General features: G+C 70.0%; 21 protein-coding genes. All 21 read left to right on the forward strand.

Annotated elements, in window-relative coordinates; translation table 11 throughout:
• The first annotated feature begins 27 nt into the window (after positions 1 to 27).
• The 21 genes from hpt (at position 28) to D458_RS0118750 (ending at position 20,048) form a co-directional block, all read left to right on the forward strand.
• The gene (gene hpt, locus D458_RS0118650) at positions 28 to 582 is read left to right on the forward strand and encodes a hypoxanthine phosphoribosyltransferase (RefSeq protein ID WP_026119454.1); all 555 of its coding nucleotides are present in this window, start codon (positions 28 to 30) and stop codon (positions 580 to 582) included.
• 271 nt (positions 583 to 853) lie between these two features.
• Positions 854 to 2,857 (forward strand): ATP-dependent zinc metalloprotease FtsH, encoded by a 2,004-nt coding sequence (ftsH, locus tag D458_RS0118655; RefSeq protein WP_017588273.1) that lies wholly within the window; start codon positions 854 to 856, stop codon positions 2,855 to 2,857.
• Positions 2,854 to 3,447: a GTP cyclohydrolase I FolE gene (gene folE, locus D458_RS0118660; protein WP_017588274.1), complete on the forward strand. Its 594-nt coding sequence runs from the start codon at positions 2,854 to 2,856 to the stop codon at positions 3,445 to 3,447. The genes ftsH and folE overlap by 4 nt, the downstream gene beginning before the upstream one ends.
• A 133-nt stretch (positions 3,448 to 3,580) precedes the next feature.
• Positions 3,581 to 4,486 carry a dihydropteroate synthase gene (folP, locus tag D458_RS0118665; protein WP_017588275.1) on the forward strand — a complete coding sequence of 302 codons (906 nt, stop codon included), beginning with the start codon at positions 3,581 to 3,583 and terminating at the stop codon, positions 4,484 to 4,486.
• Positions 4,483 to 4,929 (forward strand): nuclear transport factor 2 family protein, encoded by a 447-nt coding sequence (locus D458_RS0118670; RefSeq protein ID WP_017588276.1) that lies wholly within the window; start codon positions 4,483 to 4,485, stop codon positions 4,927 to 4,929. Before folP ends, D458_RS0118670 begins: the two co-directional genes overlap by 4 nt.
• Positions 4,929 to 5,300, forward strand: a complete 372-nt coding sequence (gene folB / locus D458_RS0118675) for a dihydroneopterin aldolase (RefSeq protein ID WP_017588277.1) — start codon at positions 4,929 to 4,931, stop codon at positions 5,298 to 5,300. Before D458_RS0118670 ends, folB begins: the two co-directional genes overlap by 1 nt.
• Before the next feature lie 31 nt (positions 5,301 to 5,331).
• Entirely contained in the window at positions 5,332 to 5,871 is a 540-nt protein-coding gene (folK, locus tag D458_RS0118680; RefSeq protein ID WP_017588278.1) for a 2-amino-4-hydroxy-6-hydroxymethyldihydropteridine diphosphokinase, read from the forward strand.
• Positions 5,861 to 6,355 (forward strand): DUF3180 domain-containing protein, encoded by a 495-nt coding sequence (locus D458_RS0118685; RefSeq protein ID WP_017588279.1) that lies wholly within the window; start codon positions 5,861 to 5,863, stop codon positions 6,353 to 6,355. The genes folK and D458_RS0118685 overlap by 11 nt, the downstream gene beginning before the upstream one ends.
• A gap of 150 nt (positions 6,356 to 6,505) precedes the next feature.
• Entirely contained in the window at positions 6,506 to 6,997 is a 492-nt protein-coding gene (locus D458_RS0118690; RefSeq protein WP_017588280.1) for a PH domain-containing protein, read from the forward strand.
• Between the two features lie 165 nt (positions 6,998 to 7,162).
• Positions 7,163 to 8,572 carry a PH domain-containing protein gene (locus D458_RS0118695; protein WP_017588281.1) on the forward strand — a complete coding sequence of 470 codons (1,410 nt, stop codon included), beginning with the start codon at positions 7,163 to 7,165 and terminating at the stop codon, positions 8,570 to 8,572.
• Positions 8,573 to 8,815: 243 nt separating this feature from the next.
• Complete coding sequence (locus D458_RS0118700) at positions 8,816 to 9,055, forward strand: membrane protein (RefSeq protein WP_017588282.1); 240 nt, start codon at positions 8,816 to 8,818, stop codon at positions 9,053 to 9,055.
• A 440-nt stretch (positions 9,056 to 9,495) separates the two neighbouring features.
• Positions 9,496 to 9,738, forward strand: coding sequence for a hypothetical protein (locus D458_RS0118705; protein WP_017588283.1), 243 nt, complete (start codon positions 9,496 to 9,498; stop codon positions 9,736 to 9,738).
• 189 nt (positions 9,739 to 9,927) lie between these two features.
• Positions 9,928 to 10,812: a Rossmann-like and DUF2520 domain-containing protein gene (locus D458_RS0118710; RefSeq protein WP_026119457.1), complete on the forward strand. Its 885-nt coding sequence runs from the start codon at positions 9,928 to 9,930 to the stop codon at positions 10,810 to 10,812.
• Between the two features lie 186 nt (positions 10,813 to 10,998).
• The gene (gene panC, locus D458_RS0118715; protein WP_026119458.1) at positions 10,999 to 11,874 is read left to right on the forward strand and encodes a pantoate--beta-alanine ligase; all 876 of its coding nucleotides are present in this window, start codon (positions 10,999 to 11,001) and stop codon (positions 11,872 to 11,874) included.
• A gap of 53 nt (positions 11,875 to 11,927) precedes the next feature.
• A complete protein-coding gene (locus D458_RS0118720; protein ID WP_026119459.1) occupies positions 11,928 to 14,534 on the forward strand; it encodes an L-aspartate oxidase in 2,607 nt (868 codons plus the stop codon).
• A 61-nt stretch (positions 14,535 to 14,595) separates the two neighbouring features.
• Positions 14,596 to 15,378 (forward strand): type III pantothenate kinase, encoded by a 783-nt coding sequence (locus tag D458_RS0118725; protein WP_017588287.1) that lies wholly within the window; start codon positions 14,596 to 14,598, stop codon positions 15,376 to 15,378.
• Between the two features lie 120 nt (positions 15,379 to 15,498).
• Positions 15,499 to 16,998, forward strand: coding sequence for a bifunctional lysylphosphatidylglycerol synthetase/lysine--tRNA ligase LysX (lysX, locus tag D458_RS0118730; protein ID WP_017588288.1), 1,500 nt, complete (start codon positions 15,499 to 15,501; stop codon positions 16,996 to 16,998).
• A gap of 703 nt (positions 16,999 to 17,701) precedes the next feature.
• On the forward strand, positions 17,702 to 18,025 hold the full coding sequence (locus tag D458_RS0118735) for a LuxR C-terminal-related transcriptional regulator (protein ID WP_017578778.1): 324 nt from the start codon (positions 17,702 to 17,704) through the stop codon (positions 18,023 to 18,025).
• 153 nt (positions 18,026 to 18,178) lie between these two features.
• Complete coding sequence (locus D458_RS0118740) at positions 18,179 to 18,760, forward strand: amino-acid N-acetyltransferase (protein ID WP_017588289.1); 582 nt, start codon at positions 18,179 to 18,181, stop codon at positions 18,758 to 18,760.
• Between the two features lie 450 nt (positions 18,761 to 19,210).
• Positions 19,211 to 19,492, forward strand: a complete 282-nt coding sequence (locus D458_RS0118745; RefSeq protein WP_026119460.1) for a hypothetical protein — start codon at positions 19,211 to 19,213, stop codon at positions 19,490 to 19,492.
• Positions 19,493 to 19,709: 217 nt separating this feature from the next.
• Entirely contained in the window at positions 19,710 to 20,048 is a 339-nt protein-coding gene (locus tag D458_RS0118750; RefSeq protein ID WP_017588291.1) for a histone-like nucleoid-structuring protein Lsr2, read from the forward strand.
• Positions 20,049 to 20,283: the final 235 nt, after the last annotated feature.

A 20,283-nucleotide genomic window follows, 5' to 3' on the forward strand; every position in this document is an offset into this window, starting at 1 on the left:
CGGGGAACCCAGCAGCGAGGAATCAGCGTGGACGCTAAGGACATGGGTCAGGACCTGGAGAAGGTCCTGGTCACCGAAGAAGAGATCAAGACGCGCCTGGCCGAGCTGGGGGCGCAGATCGATGCGGACTACGCGGGCAAGGACCTGCTGATCGTCGGGGTGCTCAAGGGCGCGGTCATGGTCATGGCCGACCTCGCGCGGGCACTGCACAGCCCCGTCGCCATGGACTGGATGGCCGTCTCCTCCTACGGGGCCGGAACCACCTCGTCGGGTGTGGTGCGCATCCTCAAGGACCTGGAGACCGACATCAAGGACCGCGACGTCCTGATCGTCGAGGACGTCATCGACTCCGGGCTGACCCTCTCCTGGCTGGTGGGCAACCTGAAGTCGCGCGGCCCGAAGTCCGTGGAGATCTGCACCATGGTCCGCAAGCCCCTCGCCTTCGACGTCGACCTCGAGGTCAGGTACATCGGTTTCGACCTGCCCAACGAGTTCATCGTCGGCTACGGGCTCGACTACGCGGAGAAGTACCGCAACCTGCCGTTCATCGGCACCCTCGCCCCGCACGTCTACGAGAAGTAGGCTCCCCGGCCGCCGTGCCGGGCCCTGGGGCCCCGCGCGGCGGCGTTCACGGGAACGGCGGCCACGGGAACAAGGGAACGGGTCGCCGTCGTTGCCTTCATGACGGCCTCGTGTCCGGCCTGAGCGGTGTGCCCGCTCCGCACGGCGAGGTGTAGCGTCGAATATCCCGGCGTCATCGCGGGGAGCACGTGTCCGATAGGTCCTGCTTCGGAAAGTCCTCTGAGGCGGGCGGCCTGGTCAGGAGGGACGGACCCGACAGGGTTCCGCTCACATGAATCTGAAGCGTTTTTTCCGCGGCCCGTGGATCTGGATCCTGGCCGTCGCCCTCATGCTCGTCATCGGTTTCCGCGTGTTCGACGTCGGCGCCGGTCCACAGCCCGAGGAAACCGACATCTCGACGGTCTACCAGCTCATCGAGCAGGACCGGGTGGACAACGCCGAGATCGTCGACCGCGACCAGCGCATCCAGCTGACCGACACCGACGGTGACATCCACGAGGCGTACTGGGTCGAGGGTCAGGGCCTGGAACTGGCCAACATGCTCCAGGAGTCCAGCCAGAACCCCGACGGGAACCTGGACTCCTACGAGGTGTCGGTCGCGACCACCCCGATCTGGACCACGGCCCTGTTCAGCCTTCTGCCGCTGGTCATCATCATCGTCATCTTCTGGTTCATCTTCAGCCAGATGCAGGGCGGCGGTTCGAGGGTGATGCAGTTCGGCAAGTCCAAGGCCAAACTCATCACCAAGGACACCCCGAAGAACACCTTCGAGGACGTGGCCGGTGCCGACGAGGCCATCGAGGAGCTCCACGAGATCAAGGAGTTCCTCCAGAGCCCCGAGAAGTTCCAGTCGATGGGGGCCAAGATCCCCAAGGGCGTCCTGCTGATGGGGCCGCCCGGAACCGGTAAGACCCTGCTGGCCCGCGCCGTCGCCGGCGAGGCCGGGGTCCCGTTCTACTCCATTTCCGGCTCCGACTTCGTCGAGATGTTCGTCGGTGTGGGCGCCTCGCGTGTACGCGACCTGTTCGAGCAGGCCAAGGCGAACGCCCCCGCGATCATCTTCATCGACGAGATCGACGCCGTGGGCCGCCACCGCGGAGCCGGCATGGGCGGCGGGCACGACGAGCGCGAGCAGACCCTCAACCAGATGCTGGTCGAGATGGACGGCTTCGACGTCAAGGGCGGCGTCATCCTGATCGCCGCCACCAACCGCCCCGACATCCTCGACCCGGCCCTGTTGCGCCCGGGCCGCTTCGACCGCCAGGTCGTCGTGGACCGCCCGGACATGGACGGCCGCAAGGAGATCCTCGCGGTCCACTCCAAGGGCAAGCCGATGGCCGACGACGTGGACTTCACCGTCATCGCCCGCCAGACCGCCGGGATGACCGGCGCGGACCTGGCCAACGTCATCAACGAGGGCGCCCTGCTGTCGGCCCGCGGGGACAAGAAGGTCATCGACCACGCCGTCCTCGAGGAGGCCATCGAGCGCGTGATGGCCGGCCCCGAGCGCAAGACCCGCGTGATGTCGGACCGCGAGAAGAAGGTCATCGCCTACCACGAGGGCGGTCACGCCCTGGTCGGCCACGCGCTGCCCAACTCGGACCCGGTCCACAAGATCACGATCCTGCCGCGCGGCCGCGCCCTCGGCTACACGATGTCGGTGCCGACCGAGGACAAGTTCCTCACCTCGCGCTCGCAGATGATGGACCAGCTGGCCATGATGCTCGGCGGACGCGCCGCCGAGGAACTGGTCTTCCACGAGCCCACCACGGGTGCCGGGAACGACATCGACAAGGCCACCAACCTGGCCCGCAACATGGTCACCGAGTACGGCATGAGCGAGCGCCTGGGCGCCCGCAAGTTCGGCTCCTCGAACACCGAGCCGTTCCTGGGCCGGGAGATGTCCCACGCCCGCGAGTACTCGGAGGAGATCGCCTCCATCATCGACGAGGAGGTCCGCCGCCTCATCGAGTCCGCGCACGACGAGGCCTACGACGTCCTCGTCGAGTACCGCGACGTGCTCGACGACCTGGTCGTGCAGCTGCTGGAGAAGGAGACGCTCACCAAGAGCCAGGTGCTGGAGATCTTCGCGCCGGTCGAGAAGCGGCCCTCGCGTGGCTCCTACACCGGCTACGGAAAGCGTCAGCCCTCCAACCGGCCGCCGGTCCGCTCCAAGAAGGAGCTGGCCTCGCTCAACGGCGCCGAGATCCAGGGCTCCTCCACCAACGGCCAGCTTCCGGGGCCGTCCACCAGCACAGAAGGAGACCAGGAGTGAGCCCGGACCTGCCTGCCAGATCCGTGGACCGCGAGCGCATCGAGCACGCGGTTCGGGAGATCCTCATCGCCATCGGGGAGGACCCCGACCGCGACGGTCTGACCAAGACGCCCGAGCGGGTCGCCCGGGCCTACGAGGAGCAGTTCGCCGGGCTCGGCCAGAAGCCCGGTGACGTCCTCACCACGGTCTTCGAGGCCGACCACGAGGAAATGGTCCTGGTCAAGGACATCGAGCTGTACTCGACCTGTGAGCACCACCTCGTGCCGTTCTACGGGGTCGCGCACGTGGGCTACATCCCGGGTGCGCACGGCCGGATCACCGGGCTGAGCAAGCTCGCCCGCCTGGTCGACGTCTACGCCCGGCGCCCGCAGGTGCAGGAGCGCCTCACCGGCCAGGTCTCCGACGCGATCATGGACCACCTCGACCCGCGCGGCGTGATCGTGGTCATCGAGGCCGAGCACCTGTGCATGACCATGCGCGGGGTGCGCAAGCCCGGTGCCAAGACGGTCACCTCCGCGGTGCGGGGCATCTTCCGCAGCAGCGACCGCACCCGTGCCGAGGCCATGAGCCTCATTCTGGACCGGCGCTGACCGGACCGGCACCCACCGGTCGGCGCCGACCGGAGCGGAGCCGGACAGCGTCCGGACACACTCCGACAACACCGGCCGAGGGGCCGGGGGCCGTGTGCCTCCGGCCCCTCGGCGTACGCGTAGGGTGATGCGCATGGCGCCGAAACACACACTTCCGGGGCTGCCCGACCGCGGGCGGTGCCTGGTCATGGGGGTCGTGAACGTCACCCCCGACTCCTTCTCCGACGGCGGGTCCTGGTTCGACCCCGAGCGTGCGATCGAGCACGGTCTGCACCTCGTCGAGGAGGGCGCGGACATCGTCGACGTGGGCGGTGAGTCCACCCGCCCCGGCGCCCAACGGGTCTCCGCCGCCGAGGAGCTGCGCCGGGTCGAGCCGGTGGTGCGCGAACTCGCCTCGCGGGGGATCGCCGTCAGCGTCGACACGATGCGCGCCGAGGTCGCCGCGAACGCGGTCGAGGCCGGCGCTGTGCTGGTCAACGACGTCAGCGGCGGGCTCGCCGACCCGGAGATGGCACGACTTGTCGCTTCTTCCGGTGTGGCCTATGTGTTGATGCACTGGCGTGGGCATAGTCATGACATGCAGAGCCGTGCCGTGTACACGGATGTCGTCCAGGAGGTCCTCGATGAGCTCCGCGACCGTATGGAGGCCATGATCAGTGCAGGTGTCGACCCCGGCCAGATCGTTCTGGACCCGGGGCTGGGATTCTCCAAGCGCCCCGAACAGGCGCACAACTGGGCGCTGCTCCAGCATCTCGACCGGTTCCACGAACTCGGCCGGCCCGTCCTGGTGGCGGGATCGCGCAAACGCTTCCTGAGCCGTCTGCTCGGTGACGCCAAGGGCGAGGAACGGCCCTTCGTGGAGTGCGACGCGGCCACCGCGGCCGTGACCACCCTGTCCGCGGACCGGGGCGCCTGGGCGGTTCGGGTCCACGACGTCCGTCCCAACGCCGACGCCGTACGGGTGGCGGCGGCCTGGGCCGACGGCGGTGCCGGGCTCGACGAGGGCCGCGGCGAGACCGTGGACCGGAGCGGCCAGTGAAGTCCCGCCAGGAGGTCATGGAGCGCGTCGCCGAGGCCAACGCGCAGTTCTACAGCGCCATCGAGAACGGCGACATCGACCTGATGCGCACCGTGTGGGCGGAGGAGCACGAGGCTCCCGACCTGGTGTGCGTCAACCCCGGATGGCCGCTGCTGCGCGGCCGGACCGAGATCATGCGCGCCTGGTCGCTGATCATGGCCAACGTGACCTACATCCAGTACGTGCTCACCGAGACGCACATCGGGGTCGGCGGCGACATCGCCATGGTGACCTGCGAGGAGAACGTGCTCACGGCGGAGGACGGCAGCCCCGGGTTCGTGGCGGGCGGGCAGGTGGTCACCACCAACCTGTTCGTCGACACCGACCAGGGGTGGCGGCTGTGGTCGCACCACGCCTCCCCGGTGCTGATGGAGGACGACGACGAGGCGGAGGCCGAGGACTGATGCGGGACCGCATCGAGCTCCGGGGCCTCCGGGCCCGGGGCTACCACGGGGTGTTCGACTTCGAGCGCCGCGAGGGCCAGGACTTCGTGGTCGACGCCGTGCTGTACCTGGACACGGCCCCCGCCGCGGCCAGCGACGACGTCGGCGACACGGTGCACTACGGCCTGCTCGCGGACCGGCTGGTCGCGGTGGTGACGGGCGAGCCCGTGAACCTGATCGAGACCCTGGCCGAACGGCTGGCCGAGGTGTGCCTGGCCGAGTCGTTGGTGGAGGGTGTGGAGCTGACGGTGCACAAGCCGTCGGCCCCCATCGAGCACGAGTTCACCGACGTGGCGGTCACCGTCACCCGGGGGAAGCGGGGCCAGTGGTGAGGTTGACGGTGAGAGGGAGGCTGGAACAGTGGTGACGCGTGCCGTGCTCTCCCTGGGCTCCAATCTCGGCGACCGCATGGCCGCTCTCCAAGGTGCCGTGGACCTGCTGGCGACCGGGCCGGGGAGCACGCCGGTGGCGGTGTCGCCGGTCTACGAGACCGCTCCGGTGGGCGGGCCCGAACAGGGCGCCTACCTCAACGCGGCCCTGGTCGTGGACACCGCGGGCGAGCCGAAGGAGCTGCTGGAGCTGGCCCGGTCGGCGGAGCGCGCCTTCGAACGGGTCCGCGAGGTCCGGTGGGGCCCGCGCACCCTGGACGTGGACGTGATCGCCTTCGGTGAGCTGACCGACGACGACCCGGAGCTGACCCTGCCGCACCCGCGCGCCCATCTGCGCGCGTTCGTGCTGCGCCCCTGGCTGGACACGGACCCGGCAGCGGTCCTGCCCGGACGGGCCCCGGTCGCCACCCTGCTGGCCGGGGTGGAGGCCGCGGACACCGAGGGGGAACAGCTGCTGACGCGCCGGGAGGACCTGCGGCTGAGGCTGCCGGGGGAGGCGGACCGTGTCCGATGACGGCAGGGGCACGCTCACCCCGACCGGGTGGCGTGTCCCTTCCCTGCTGGCCCTCCTCGGGGCCCTGGCCGGGCTGTTGGTCGCCAACTCGGTGAGCGGTCTGCCGCTGATGCCGTGGTCGGCGATCCCGACCCTGCTGCTGCTCGCCTTCGCGGAGGCCTTCACCGCGGGGCGCACCGCGCGCCGTATCCGCCGGGCGCCGGGGACCGAGCCGATCGAGCCGCTCAGCGCGGCCCGGCTGGTGGCCCTGGCCAAGGCGAGCGCGCTGTTCGCGTCACTGGCCACGGGGTTCTTCGCGGGGACGGCCCTGGCCGTCTCCGACCGGCTGGAGCTGCCCAGCCACCGCGAGGTGTTCCTGACGGCGCTGGGCACGGCGCTCGCCGCCGGGCTGCTGCTGGCCGCCGCCCTCTACCTGGAGCACGCCTGCCGGGTTCCGGAGGACGACGGCGACCAGGACGGGGACGACACCCCCGGGCTCGCCTGAGGGGTCGGCCCGGCCGCGCGGCGGGTTCGGATGCCGGTTCGGGCCGAGCCGTTTCGGACGGGGCTTGCCCGCTGATGGTTGACTGAGGCGGTGGACACCAGTGAACCGACATCACCGACAGCGGAGGGGGCCGAACGGCCGCCCCGTCCCGTGGACGACGCCTTCACCGCGCCCGGGGACACGACCTGGCAGCGGATCCCGACCGCGTTGGCCTGGTACCGCCGCCTGGTGACGGGTGCGGGCTGCCTGGCCCTCGGCGCGGGGGGCGCGCTGCTGCTGCTCCTGTGGGGGAAACCGGTCCTGGCCGGGGTCTGGGCGGCGCTGGTCCTGGTGGCCGCCGCCGTCCTCTGGTTCCTGGCCGGGCGCTTCCAGCGGTCCTGGGGGTACGCGGAGGCCACCGCCGAGCTGTACCTCACCTACGGGGTCCTGGTCCGCCAACTGGTGGTCGTCCCCTACGGCCGGATGCAGGTCGTGGACGTCACCGCCGACCTGCTCGAACAGGCGCTGGGGATCGCGACCGTGCGGGTGCGCACCGCCGCGAGCACCGCGGACACCCGTGTGGTGGGGCTTCCGCTCGCCGATGCCGTCCAGCTGCGCGACCGGCTCGCGGCGCGCAGCGAGAGCTTCTCAACGGGGTTGTAAGTGCACGGACCGCCGCAGCAGCCCGGACCCCGGCCGTACGAGGGCCGGCAGGCCGGGCCCGAGCCTCACGGGCCCCAGCAGCCCGGATACCACCAACCTGCTCCGCAGCCGACCGGTCCGCCACCCGGTCCGCAGCCCGGCCCGCCGCCCGGCTGGGGTCCGGCGATGCTGCCGCCGCGGTACGCCTGGGGCGCACCGCCGCCGGGGCCGCCGCGGAAGCCCGATCCGGATGGCGACGTCACCACGGGGGTCTTCCGCTCCCACTGGCTGGTCATCCCGTTCCAGGTCCTCGCGGTCACCCTGGTGTTCGTGGCGCTGATCGGGCCGATCCTGATCTCGTTCGGCTACGCCTGGGTGCTCCTGCTGGGTGTGTCCGTGGTGTTCGGTTCCCTCGCCTACGCGCTGCCCGCCTGGTGGTACGGCACCTTCGGGCTGCGCGAGGACCACCTCGTGGTGCACAGCGGTCTGGTCCTGCGCAGTTCCCGGGAGATTCCACTGAGCCGCCTGCAGGCGGTGGACGTGGTGCAGCCCCTGCTGATGCAGGTGTTCGGGCTGGCGGAGCTGCGGATCGAGCTGGCCGGCGGCGACGGGAGCGCCATCCGGCTGCGCTGTCTGCGCCGGGGGGTGGCGGAACGGCTGCGGGTGGCGGTGCTGGCGCACGCCGCCGGGCTGCCTGGGCGTTCGCCCGAGGCGCCCGAGTGGCCCTTCTACCGCCTGCCCTTCCTGCTGCTCCTGGGCGCCCTGACCTTCCGGGTCCCGGTGCTGCTGTGCTTCATCCTGCTGCTCCTGCTGGCCACGGCGTTCGTGGTGTTCCTCGAACCCGGTGTGCTGGGCGGGGCCGTTCCGCTGGTCCTGGGGCTGCTGCGCTACTACTGGGGCCCGCTGGCCCGGTACACGGATTTCTACGCCTCGCTGTCCTCGGACGGGCTGCGGCTGCGCTACGGGATGTTCCAGCGCCGCATGCAGACGGTTCCGCCCGGTCGGGTCCAGGCCGTGCGGGTGGTGGAGCCGCTGCTGTGGCGGGCGCTGGGGGTGGCCAGGGTCGAGGCGACCGTGGCCGGGTACGCGGGCGCGCGCCAGGGCGACTCCGCCGACCTGCTCCCGGTGGCACCGCGCGGGCGGGCGTTCTCCTTGGTGAACGAGCTGTTCCCGGAGAGCGAGGCGTCGTCGGTGCCGCTGGTGGACAACCGCGGCCTGATGTCGAACGCCGCGGGGGTGGACGAGCGGCTGTTCGTGAGTGTGCGGGGGCGGTTCTGCCGGGTGACGGAGATCGTCCCGGTCGAGCGGATGCAGACGCTGCGGCTGTCCTCGGGGCCGCTCGCCCAGCTCAGGGGGAGGGCGACCGTCGACGTGGACACACCCCCGGGGCCGGTCACGGGGCGTGCGTCGGACCGTGCGGCGGACGAGGGGCGCCGGTTCCTGGACGCCCTGGTCGAGTACGGAAGGCGGGCCAGAGTGCCTTCCGCGGGAACGGAACGGTGGGCGACTCGGGCGACCATGCGCGGAGAGTCGGTAACCAACCGGGACGAGGGCGAGGAACCGGAAGTTCGAAGCGGTGACACCCCCGAGAGATGACTGTGGCGTGCCTCACATTGTGGTGCTGAAGTGGTTCCAGTTAAGGGATCCATATCCGACATGTCTGATCACTATTGGTGATATCTCCAGGTCAGGGTTGCAGAATTCTTCTGCGTTCTGGTCACGTGCGGCGACCGAGTGTGGCTAAATAGGGGTGAACACGTTGAGTGTTCACTGTCATACACATCGTCAACGTTATCGACCGGTTGGCGCCCCTGCCCTCCGGTCCGACGGGAGAAACACATGCTGAAGAAGGCTCTCGCCGCCACGGCCATCGCTGCTGCCGCTGGCAGCGTCCTGTTCGCCGGCGCTCCGGCCATGGCCAACAGCAACGTCTTCACCTCCGGCAACGGCAGCATCCTCGGCGGCAACCAGCTCGTCGCCGACCTGGACGTTCCGATCAACGTCTGCGGCAACGCCATCTCCATCCTGGGCGTTTCCGGTGCTTCCTGCACCGACTCCGACGCCAAGGTGCTGAACTAGCCGCACTCTGACTTTCCGGCCCGGCCGGGCGGGGGTGTCCAGTCGGAGACGTCCCGACTGAACCGACCCGACCGAGGCCAGCGAGCTTTCCGCGCAAGGGGCGCCACTCCGTGACGACGGAGTGGCGCCCTTTTCCTGTGCCCGGGGGTCGGACCGCGGTGCACGCCCGGAATCGGCATTGGTGCCTGGCTGCAACCCTGAACTGCGGTAACGCTGCGCGCACGGGTGGGGTGACGAACTCCCCGCCTTTGTCCCGATCGGCCCCGGGGTGTTCTGCTACCCAGTGTGAACTTTGGTGGTTTTCCGTGATCAATGCAGTTCAAGGCATGTTCATGGGGCTTGTGTCTCGGTAATTTCTTTCTCGGCACCCCCCGGGTGTCGGGAAAGAAACACTGCGAGTCCGGCCGGTCCCCCCGCCCGGACACAAAAGGAGACAAGTAGTGCTGAAGAAGACGCTCGCCGCCGGTGCCGTGGTCCTCGCCTCCGCTGGGGTCCTCCTCTCCGCTGCCCCGGTCGCGGCGCACGCCGGCGCCTGGACCTCGGGCAACGGCTCCGACGTCAGCGGGAACATCGCCTACATCAACGGTGTGGACAACACCAACTACGGCTGCGGCAACTCCAACGCCGTCCTCGGCCAGTCCGTGGGCTCCTGCTTCAACTCCGGCGTGATCATCCAGAACTGATCCCGGGGACCCCTCTGACGGAGGGGGCGCGGTGAACTCGCGGGGACGGGCAACGGAGCCCGTCCCCGCTCCCGTGTGCGCGCTCTTCCCGAGGGGGCGGGGCGGCAGGTCACCGGTCCGGGAGGGCTATCGTGTGCTCAGCGGTGCGGGGAGAAACGGCCGCGCCGGGACCACGAGGGGACACGGAACATGGAGACGACAGAGGGGCGTCCCGCCCGCCTGCGCGTGGGCGTCATCGGGGCCGGCCGGGTCGGCTCCGTTCTCGGCGTCGCCCTGGCACGGGCCGGACACAAGGTCGTGGCGGCCTCGGCGGTCTCCGACGCCTCGGTGGCCCGGGTCGAGGAACGCCTGCCCGGCGCACGGATCCTCGAACCCGCCCAGGTGGCTGAGGCCTCCGACCTCGTTCTGCTGACCGTCCCCGACGACGCGCTGCTCGACCTCGTCGAGGGCCTCGCGGCGACCGGGACCGACCTGCGCGGCAAGATCATCGTGCACGCCAGCGGAGCCCACGGCTACGGCGTCCTCGCCCCCGCCACCGTCGCCGGAGCCCTCCCCCTGGCCCTGCACCCGGCCATGACCTTCACCGGGCGGGACGAGGACGTCGACCGGCTGGCCAACTGCGCCTTCGGCGTGACCGCGCCCGAACAGCTCCGCCCCATCGCCGAGGCCCTCGTGGTCGAGATGGGCGCCGAGCCGGTGTGGATCGCCGAGGACAAGCGCACCCTCTACCACGCGGCACTCGCGGGAGGGGCGAACCACCTGGTCACCCTGGTCGCCGACAGCGCTTCCCTGCTCAGCGCCGCCGGGGTGCCCGAGCCCGGCCGGATGCTCGCGCCCATGCTCAGCGCCGCCCTGGACAACGCCCTGCGCCTGGGCATCCACGGGCTCAGCGGCCCGGTCCTGCGCGGTGACGCCGGAACCGTGGCCGGTCACGTCGAGCAGCTGCGGGAGAACGCGCCCGAGAGCGTGGCCAGCTACGTCGAGCTCGCGCGGCTCACCGCGGACCGCGCCATCAACGCGGGGATGCTCAAACCCGAGGACGCCGTGCGCCTGCTCGACGTCCTCCGGCGCTGACCGCCCCGACCGCTGCCGCTCCGGCGGCCGTACGGCTCCGAACACCCACGAACCACTCCCTCCCAGAGCGCGGAGCGCCCCAGCCGACGGGAAGCGCCGCGACCACGACGTCCACCGGCGAGCGCACGGGTACCGGGCACCGTCCCGGACACGATGCCGCTGCGGCAGACCATCAAGGAGAGAACCATGACCGAAACCGCTCCGCGCGACCCCGCCCGGGGTCCGCTCGTCGTCCGCACGGCGAAGGAGCTGCGCGCCGCCCTGGCCGACGCGGGCCGGGTGGGCCTGGTCCCCACCATGGGCGCCCTGCACGGCGGCCACCGCAGCCTCATGCGGCTGGCCCGGGAACAGGCCGACACCGTGGTGGTCAGCGTCTTCGTCAACCCGCTCCAGTTCGGCCCCGACGAGGACTTCGACCGCTACCCGCGCGACCTGCCCGGCGACACCGCGCTGTGCGGTGAGGAGGGTGTCGACGTGGTCTTCGCCCCCGAGACCGCCACCGTGTACCCCCTCCCGCAGATGGTCACCGTCGACGCGGGTGCCATGGGCGAACGCCTGGAGGGCGCCTCCCGCCCCGGCCACTTCACCGGCGTCCTCACCGTCGTCACCAAGCTGTTCAACCTGGTCCGCCCGGACTTCGCCGTCTTCGGGGCCAAGGACGCCCAGCAGATCGCCCTGGTCCGCCGCCTGGTCGCCGACCTCGACCTCCCCGTGGAGATCGTCGGCGCCCCCACCCTGCGCGACCCCGACGGGCTGGCCTCCTCCAGCCGCAACGCCTACCTCTCCGACGAGGAGCGCGTCAGCGCCCTGGCCCTGTCGAGGGCCCTGCGCGCCGGCGCCGACGCCGCGTCCGGCGGGGCGGAGGCCGTCCGCGAGGCGGCCCGGGCCGTCCTGGAGGAGGCCGCCAAGGCCGACCCGCCGCTCGAACCCGACTACCTGGCCCTGGTCGACCCCGCCACCTTCGCCGACGTCGCCGCCGGCCACCGGGGTGAGACCGTCCTGGCCGTCGCGGCCCGTGTGGGCGCCACCCGACTCATCGACAACGTGTCGGTGAACCTCTAGGCCGTTCCCGGCCGGCCGCCGACCACCGGCGGCATCGCGGAAAGAGACCCCAGATGAGTTCTGCCAGACAGTCCCGTATCGAGGCACCCGAACCCAGTTGGTTCGTCCACGCGGACGTAGCGGTGGTCGGTTCGGGTATCGCGGGCCTGAGCACCGCCCTGCGGTACGTCCAGCGCACCGACGCGGGCCGGGTGGTCCTGGTCACCAAGGACCGTCTCTCCACCGGTTCCACGGCCTACGCCCAGGGCGGCATCGCCGCGGCCATGGCGCCCGAGGACGGTCCCGTCGCCCACATGGTCGACACGCACCTGGCCGGGGCCGGGCTGTGCGACCCCCACGCCGTCAACGTCCTGGCCACCGAAGGCCCCGGCGCACTGCGCTGGCTCATCTCCCTCGGCACCGAGTTCGACCGGGACGACGACGGCGGGCTCTCCCTGACCCGCGAGGGCGGCCACCGCGCCGACCGGGTGGTCCACGCGGGCGGCGACGCCACCGGTGCCGAGATCCAGCGCGCCCTGGTCCAGGCGGTCCTGGACGAGGAGCGCATCGAGGTCGTGGAGCACGCCGTCGCCCTGGACGCCCTGCGTGATCCGGACAGCGGCGCGGTGCGCGGGGCCACCCTGCACGTCATGGGGGAGGGGCAGCGCGACGGTGTCGGCGCCGTCGTGGCCCCCGCGGTCGTGCTGGCCACCGGCGGCATGGGCCAGGTCTTCGCCGCCACCACCAACCCGACCGTGTCCACCGGCGACGGGCTCGCCCTGGCCGCCCGGGCCGGGGCCCGCCTGCGCGACCTGGAGTTCATCCAGTTCCACCCGACGGTCCTGTGGCTCGGCCCGCACGCCCGCGGCCGACAACCCCTCATCTCCGAGGCCCTGCGCGGCGAGGGCGCCTACCTCGTGGACGCCGGGGGCCGCCGGATCATGGAAGGGGTGCACGAGCTCGGCGACCTCGCCCCCCGCGACGTCGTGGCCCGCACCATCGCCAGGACCATGGCCGAACAGGGCACCGACCACGTCTACCTGGAGACCCGCCACTTCGGCCGGGCCACCTGGGAGCGCCGCTTCCCGACCATCCTGGCCTCCTGCCGCGCCCACGACATCGACCCGCTCACCCGGACCATCCCGGTCGCCCCTGCCGCGCACTACGCCTCCGGCGGTGTGGAGGTCGACATCGACGGCCGCACCGGGGTGCCCGGACTGTGGGCCGTGGGCGAGGTCGCCCGCACCGGAGTGCACGGGGCCAACCGCCTGGCCTCCAACTCCCTGCTGGAGGGGCTGGTCTACGCGGACCGGATCGCCGCCCGCCTGGCCGAAGCCCCGGCCGGGGCTCCGGCAGCACCGGACTCCGGCGGCGCGGAGCCCCTGGGCGCCACCACGCCGCTGGTGGACCCGGACTCCTCCGCCACCGTCCGCGCCCTGATGTCCCGCGACGCCGGGGTCCTGCGCACCGGTGAGGGCCTGACCGAACTCGTCACCAGGCTCGACGCCCTGGCCGCACCCGCCGAGCACGTCGCCCCCGACGTCGCCGCCTGGGAGGCCACCAACCTGCTCACCGTGGCCCGCCTCGTGGCCGCCGCCGCACTGCACCGCACCGAGAGCCGAGGCTCGCACCAGCGCGCCGACGCACCCGAACCCCGACCCGAGCTGCGTGTGCGGCCCGTGGTCGTCCGACTGGAAGGGGACTCGATCGTGACCACGGACGAGACCTGGCAGCCCTCCCTCCCGCCCGCCCTCGTGGCCGAGCTCGACGCCGTCGCGTTCCCCCTCGCCCGGCCGGAGGCCTCACCCGAGGCCCGCGCCGAGTTCACCCTCCCCTGGACGGCGCCGCACCAGTCACACGTGGACACCGTCCGCCGCGCCCTCGCCGAGGACCTCACCGCCGGGCCCCGCATCGACGTCACCACGGTGGCGACCATCCCCGCCGACCAGGTCCGCACCGCCCACGTGGTGGCCCGCGCCGACGGCACCGTCAGCGGGCTCCCCCTCGCCGAACTCGTCTTCTGGCTGGTCGCCGAGGGAGCCCTGGAGGTCGCCCGGCGGGCGGAGGACGGTGACTCCGTCAAGCGCGGGGACGTGCTCATGACCGTCACCGCCCGCACCCGCGACCTGCTCACCGCCGAGCGCACCGCGCTGAACCTGCTCACCCACATGTCCGGGATCGCCACCGCCACCCGTACCTGGGTGGACGCGGTGGCCGGCACCGGAGCCCGGGTCCGGGACAGCCGGAAGACCACACCGGGCCTGCGCGCACTCGACAAGTACGCGGTGCGCTGCGGCGGCGGGGTGAACCACCGGTACAGCCTCAGCGACGCCGGCCTGGTCAAGGACAACCACGTGGTCGCCGCCGGGGGTGTGGGCGAGGCGGTCCGCGCCATCCGCGAGCGCTTCCCGGACCTGCCCCTGGAGGTCGAGGTGGACCGGATCGACCAGGTCGAGGACGCGCTGGCCGCCGGGGCCGAGGAGATCCTGCTCGACAACTTCACCGTCGACCAGCTCACCGAGGCGGTGGCCCTGGTCGGCGGCCGGGCCCGGCTGGAGTCCAGCGGAGGACTCACCCTCGACGTCGCCGCCGACGTCGCCCGCACGGGCGTCGACTACCTGGCCGTCGGGGCGCTCACCCATTCCAGTCCGGCACTGGATATCGCGCTCGACCTGTTGTGAGCGGTCCGCGTGGTGGAAGATTCCTTTGGTACATCCCAATTCGACCAGTGAGGCCCCCAGAATGCTGCTCGCGATCGACGTCGGCAACTCCGAGACGGTCTTCGGTCTCTTCGAATCCGACGACCTTCTCGAACACTGGCGGGTGGGAACCGACACCAGGCGCACCGCGGACGAGTGGGCGGTGGTCCTGCGCGGACTCATCGACGGCAGCTCCCTGAGCAACCTGAACGAGGTCGACGGCATCGCGATGTGCTGCTCGGTTCCCTCCGTCCAGCACGAGATGCGGGACATGTTCCGCCGCCACTTCGGCGACCTGCCCGCGGTGATCGTCGAACCCGGTGTGAAGACGGGCGTGCCGATCCGGATGGACAACCCGAAGGAGGTGGGCAGTGACCGGATCATCAACGCGCTGGCCGCCAGCCACCTCTACGGGGGGCCCTGCGTGGTGGTGGACTTCGGGACCGCGACCACCTTCGACGCGGTCAGCTCCAAGGGCGAGTACGTGGGCGGCGCCATCGCGCCGGGCATCGACATCTCGGTGGACGCCCTCTCCCGGCGGGGCGCGCAGCTGCACATGGTCGAGATCGTGAAGCCGCGTACCGCCATCGCCAAGAACACCACGGAGGCGCTGCGCTCGGGGATCGTCTACGGCTTCGCCGGGCAGGTCGACGGGATCGTGGACCGCATGGTCGCCGAGCTCACCGACAACCCCGACGACGTGACGGTGGTCGCCACCGGAGGCCTGGCCTCGACGGTGGTGAGCGAGTGCGAGACGGTCGACGTCCACGAGCCCTGGCTCACCCTCACCGGCCTGCGCCTGGTCTTCGCCCGCAACACCGGCTGAGGGCAGGGGTGGGCGGTGACACCGCCCACCCCTGCGGTTCCGGTCGCGGCGCTGGACGCGGGCTCGGGAGAACCGGTTCGTGGTGCGTCCGGGGGTGTCGGCGCCGGTAGGATCGGGGCCGTGAATGACACGCACGACGACTACGACGACATGCCCGAACAGATGCGGGTCCGGCGCCAGAAGCTGGACCGTCTCCGGGAGGAGGGCATCGATCCCTTCCCCGTGAACTACCCGCGGACGACGTCGATCGGCCCCGTGCGTGAGAAACACCAGGGCCTGGAGCCCGACACCCACACCGGGGCGAAGGTCGCCATCGCCGGTCGCGTCATGCTCTACCGCTCCGGCGGCAAGCTGTGCTTCGCGACCCTGCGCGACGAGACCGGGGACGTGCAGGTCATGCTGTCCCTGGACCAGGTCGGCCAGGAGAGCCTCGACGCCTGGAAGGCCGATGTCGACCTCGGCGACCACGTGGGTGTGGAGGGCGAGGTCATCACCTCCCGCCGCGGCGAGCTGTCCGTCCTGGTGAGCGACTGGACGCTGACGGCCAAGTGCCTGCGTCCGCTCCCGGAGAAGCACAAGGGCCTGACCGACCCCGAGGCCCGGGTGCGCCAGCGCTACGTGGACCTCATCGTCAACCCCGAGTCGCAGCAGATGGTGCGCAGCCGATCGGCCGCCATCCGGGCGATCCGGGAGGGGCTGGGCTCCCGCGACTACATCGAGGTCGAGACCCCGATGCTGATGCGCGTGCACGGCGGCGCCACGGCGCGTCCGTTCGTCACGCACATCAACGCCTACGACATGGACCTGTACCTGCGCATCGCTCCCGAACTGTCGCTCAAGCGGCTGGTCGTGGGCGGCCTGGAGAAGGTCTTCGAGGTCAACCGGAACTTCCGGAACGAGGGCGCGGACTCCACGCACAACCCCGAGTTCACGATGCTGGAGTTCTACCAGGCCTACGCCGACTACAACGACGTGGCGGAGGTGACCCGCGAGCTCGTCCAGGAGGCGGCCCGAGCGGTCTTCGGCTCCACCACGATCGAGCGTGACGGCCAGACCTTCGACCTGGGCGGGGAGTGGCCGCGCATCACCCTGTACGGCTCGGTCTCCGAGGCCCTGGGCGCCGAGGTCACCCCGCGCACGCCGATCGAGGACGTCCGCCGCCTGGCCGAGGCCAAGGGTGTCGAGTACAGCCACGAGTGGGGCCCGGGCAAGCTCGTCGAGCACGTCTTCGAGGAGCTGGTCGAGCACACGCTGATCCAGCCCACGTTCGTGTGCGACTTCCCGGTCGAGACGAGTCCGCTCACCCGCCAGCACCGTGAGGACCCGCTCCTCACCGAGAAGTGGGACCTGATCGGCTTCGGTATGGAGCTCGGTACGGGCTTCTCCGAGCTGGTCGACCCGGTCGAGCAGCGCCGCCGGCTGACCGAGCAGTCGCTGATGGCCGCCGAGGGCGACCCCGAGGCGATGCAGCTCGACGAGGACTTCCTGCGCGCGCTGGAGTACGGCATGCCGCCCACCGGCGGCGTGGGCATCGGGATCGACCGCCTGCTCATGGCCTTCACGGGCAAGAACATTCGGGAAACTGTGCTTTTCCCGATCGTGAAGCCCTCTGGGGACTAGCCTCGATCCTTTGACCCTGCCCAGGGAATGAGCAGAGGGTTAATCTCCATAGAGGGATGACCGAAAGAGCAATTCGGGGCCGTCGCACCTCAGGTGCGACGGCCCCGACGTGTAGGCCCCTGCCTGCGCTTATGTGGTTGAGAACACGAGATCTGGCTCACTTGTCGGTCATACGGAACAAACTCCCAGCCAGGAGGGGATGTCCTGCGAAGGCAGAGCACAGTTTTTCCCTGAGGAGTGGGCTTGCCGGGGCCGTGCCTTTGTTGGAGATTGTTTACGCAGGTCAGGATGGGGAGGATATTTCCAGGCCCATGGCATTGTGACTGAGTGGCTTTGCTTAATCACGCATGGTGATTTATTGGGCCTTGACGGTATCATCTGCTCCGCCTAGCGTGCTGAGAGCGGGCTTCGGTCCGCGAGTTTGCCGAAGTGCATCGAGAAAACGGTGAGCAGGGGTTCGGGTCGAGATGCGACCGAGAACCCGCCGCACACGCACCCATGGTGTGGTCTGTCCGTCCCAGACCACGACGTTCGGGGTTCGTGTGTCCTTGTGCTCCCCTCCGACTCCCACCCCTGTGCCAGAGGGGCTCCGGGAGCGGTCCGGGGTGGCCGGGACTCGCCCGCGCCGACAATCCAGTCGGATGCGCTCGATCGTTCGGTGACGAGTTGATGTTCCGCACTCACATGGATGAGGGAGGACGGAGTGGAACAGGCCACACTCGTACGACGTACCGTTGAGGATCAGAACACCCTCTCGCCGCGGGAGCACAGGGAGAACGTGGTTCCCCTGCAGGCCCGGTCGCGTGAGAACACGCTCAACGGCGCCTACACGCCGGTTGAGCTGAGCCACGAAGAGCTGGAACTGCTCGCCGAGATCGCCACCGGTGTCACCACCGAAGTGGCCGCTCGGCACCTCGAGCTCAGCGCCCGAACCCTGCGTCGCCGTATTCGCAACATCTGCGACGTGCTGGGCGTGAACACACCCATCGAGGCGGTCGTGTGGGCCGCGAGGCGTCAGCTCATCTGATCCGGTCGTCCGACCGGTCTTTTCGACCTGACGCTTCCCGGTGACTGCCGGGAGACACACCGCGGGCATACCGGCCCAGGAGACCGCGCGTTTCCGCCCACCGGATGAAGAGCGTTCCGGTGGGAGGTCACGTGGGCGTAGTCTGGTCCGGCTATGCCCGTTCGTCATGTCCGGGTCCGCCGCGCCAGGACGCGCGACGTCACCCACATCCGCCGCCTCGTCGACACCTACTCCGTCGACCGGCGAGTGCTCTCCAAGAGCACGGTCAACCTCTACGAGGACATCCAGGAGTTCTGGGTGGCCGAGGCCGAGACGCTTCCTGACGACACACCGGGCGAGCCCCCGCCGCCGGAGGGTGAGCTCCGCGTGGTCGGCTGTGGCGCCCTCCACGTCCTCTGGGAGGACCTGGCGGAGGTGCGCACGGTCGCGGTGGACCCCTCTCTGCGCGGATTCGGTGTCGGTCACCGAATCGTGACCGAGCTTTTGGGCACTGCGCGTGAGTTGGGAGTACGGCGTGTGTTCTGTCTGACATTCGAGACCGGTTTCTTCGCCAAACACGGCTTTGCCCCGATCCAGGGCACTCCGGTCCCCTTCCGTGTCTACGAGGAACTTCTGCGTTCCTATGATGAGGGCGTGGCCGAATTCCTCGACCTCGAGCGGGTCAAACCCAACACCCTGGGGAACACCCGGATGCTTGTGCACCTCGACGGGACTCCGGCGAGTGCGCCCGGCTAAAGGTTTTGGGGTCCGGATAGGACGTGCTTCCCCCCTTCCGAACCGTTCGTCTCATCCTCCCGCCGCTGTAGGCGCTTAAGTGCACCGGGTGGTATGGATGTGGAACAAGGCAGGTAATGTGTACCTGCGTCAGCCTGGATCGCCGGTTCCCCGGTGAAGTGACTTCGGGACGTTCGGCCACACCGGTTTTGCCGGTGCCGCCACTGCTCGACCGTCTCCGCGTCGGAGGTCTTCCGCGTGACACCGGAACAGCCGACCGGACATTGGACGCAACGGGCTTTGCCGGGGCGTCTTCGGTACGTCCGGTGTCAAACCGGGGGCAAACGATGTCTATGATGTCTGGTATGCGTTTGCCCGGTCGTGCCGGAGCGCCATCCCCCCAGGACTGTCCCGACACTGAGTCGGGTATTTGCTGCAATAAGTAACAACCGGGAAGGGTAGGCCGCTTCGATGGGTGACTTTTTGTCGTCAGTGCTTCCTCCTGGACTGATCGACGTATTGTCCGCGCTCATCCCGCCAGTGGTTGTCGCGACCGTGTTCTGTGCCTTCGTCATCAAGCTGCTGCGCAAGGAGATGGCACCGCGCAGGATGGACGGAAGCCTGGTCAGCGACGGGGCGGACGATGATGCCGGCGCGGGTGACAACGGCTCGGCCGGGGTCGACGAGACCGAGGCGCCGAACGAGACGCCGATTGTCCGGGGTGGGGAACGCACCGAATCCGACGGTCGTTAGGCGTGGTGCCTGACTGACACTCGGTCCCAAGTGCCCCCGGTACTGGGACTCCGCGTGTGCGGGCCGACTCGCCGCCCCCGCGCTGCTTCGGTGACCCCGAATCCCGCCGATCCGGATCCGGATGATTTCTGGCACGCCGGGAATTGTCTTTCGCGTTCTCGCGAGATAGCTTTATATTCAGGTGTGGAGACACCGCTCTTCTGAAAGGTTTGATTCCATGGCACAGAAGGTCCAGGTTTTCCTGGTCGACGACCTCGACGGCGGCGAGGCCGAGGAGACGGTGACGTTCGGTCTGGATGGGTCGACGTACGAAATCGACCTCAGCGCGGGTAATGCCACCAAGCTCCGCGAGGCCCTTAGCCCGTTCGTCGAGGCCTCCCGCAAGGCTCCCGCGAAGCAGGTTCGCGGTACCGCCCGGCGCGGTAGCCGGAATGCTCCCAGCCGTGAGCGCAGCGCGGAGATTCGCGCCTGGGCGAAGGCCGCTGGGAAGCCCGTCAATGAGCGTGGCCGTATCCCCGCTGCCATCGTCGCCGAATATGAGGCGATCAAGGGTTAGGTTTGCCACTGCCCCGGGCGGCCGAAATGTTGTCAGGTCTTGATCGAAATTTCGCCGCACGCCTCGCTGATCGCCGTCCTTGACCCGTACATCCCGAGGCCCGGTTCGGTCCGGATGTCCTATGAGTGAGGGCGTTCGAGACGTCGGAAATCCGGATCGCCGGATTCCGAGCGCTTCGGACCCCGCCGCCCCGGGACCCGTGACACCGAGAGCCTGTGACATCGGGACGACAGGG

This window comes from Nocardiopsis ganjiahuensis DSM 45031, assembly GCF_000341085.1.
Classification (GTDB): Bacteria; Actinomycetota; Actinomycetes; order Streptosporangiales; family Streptosporangiaceae; genus Nocardiopsis; species Nocardiopsis ganjiahuensis.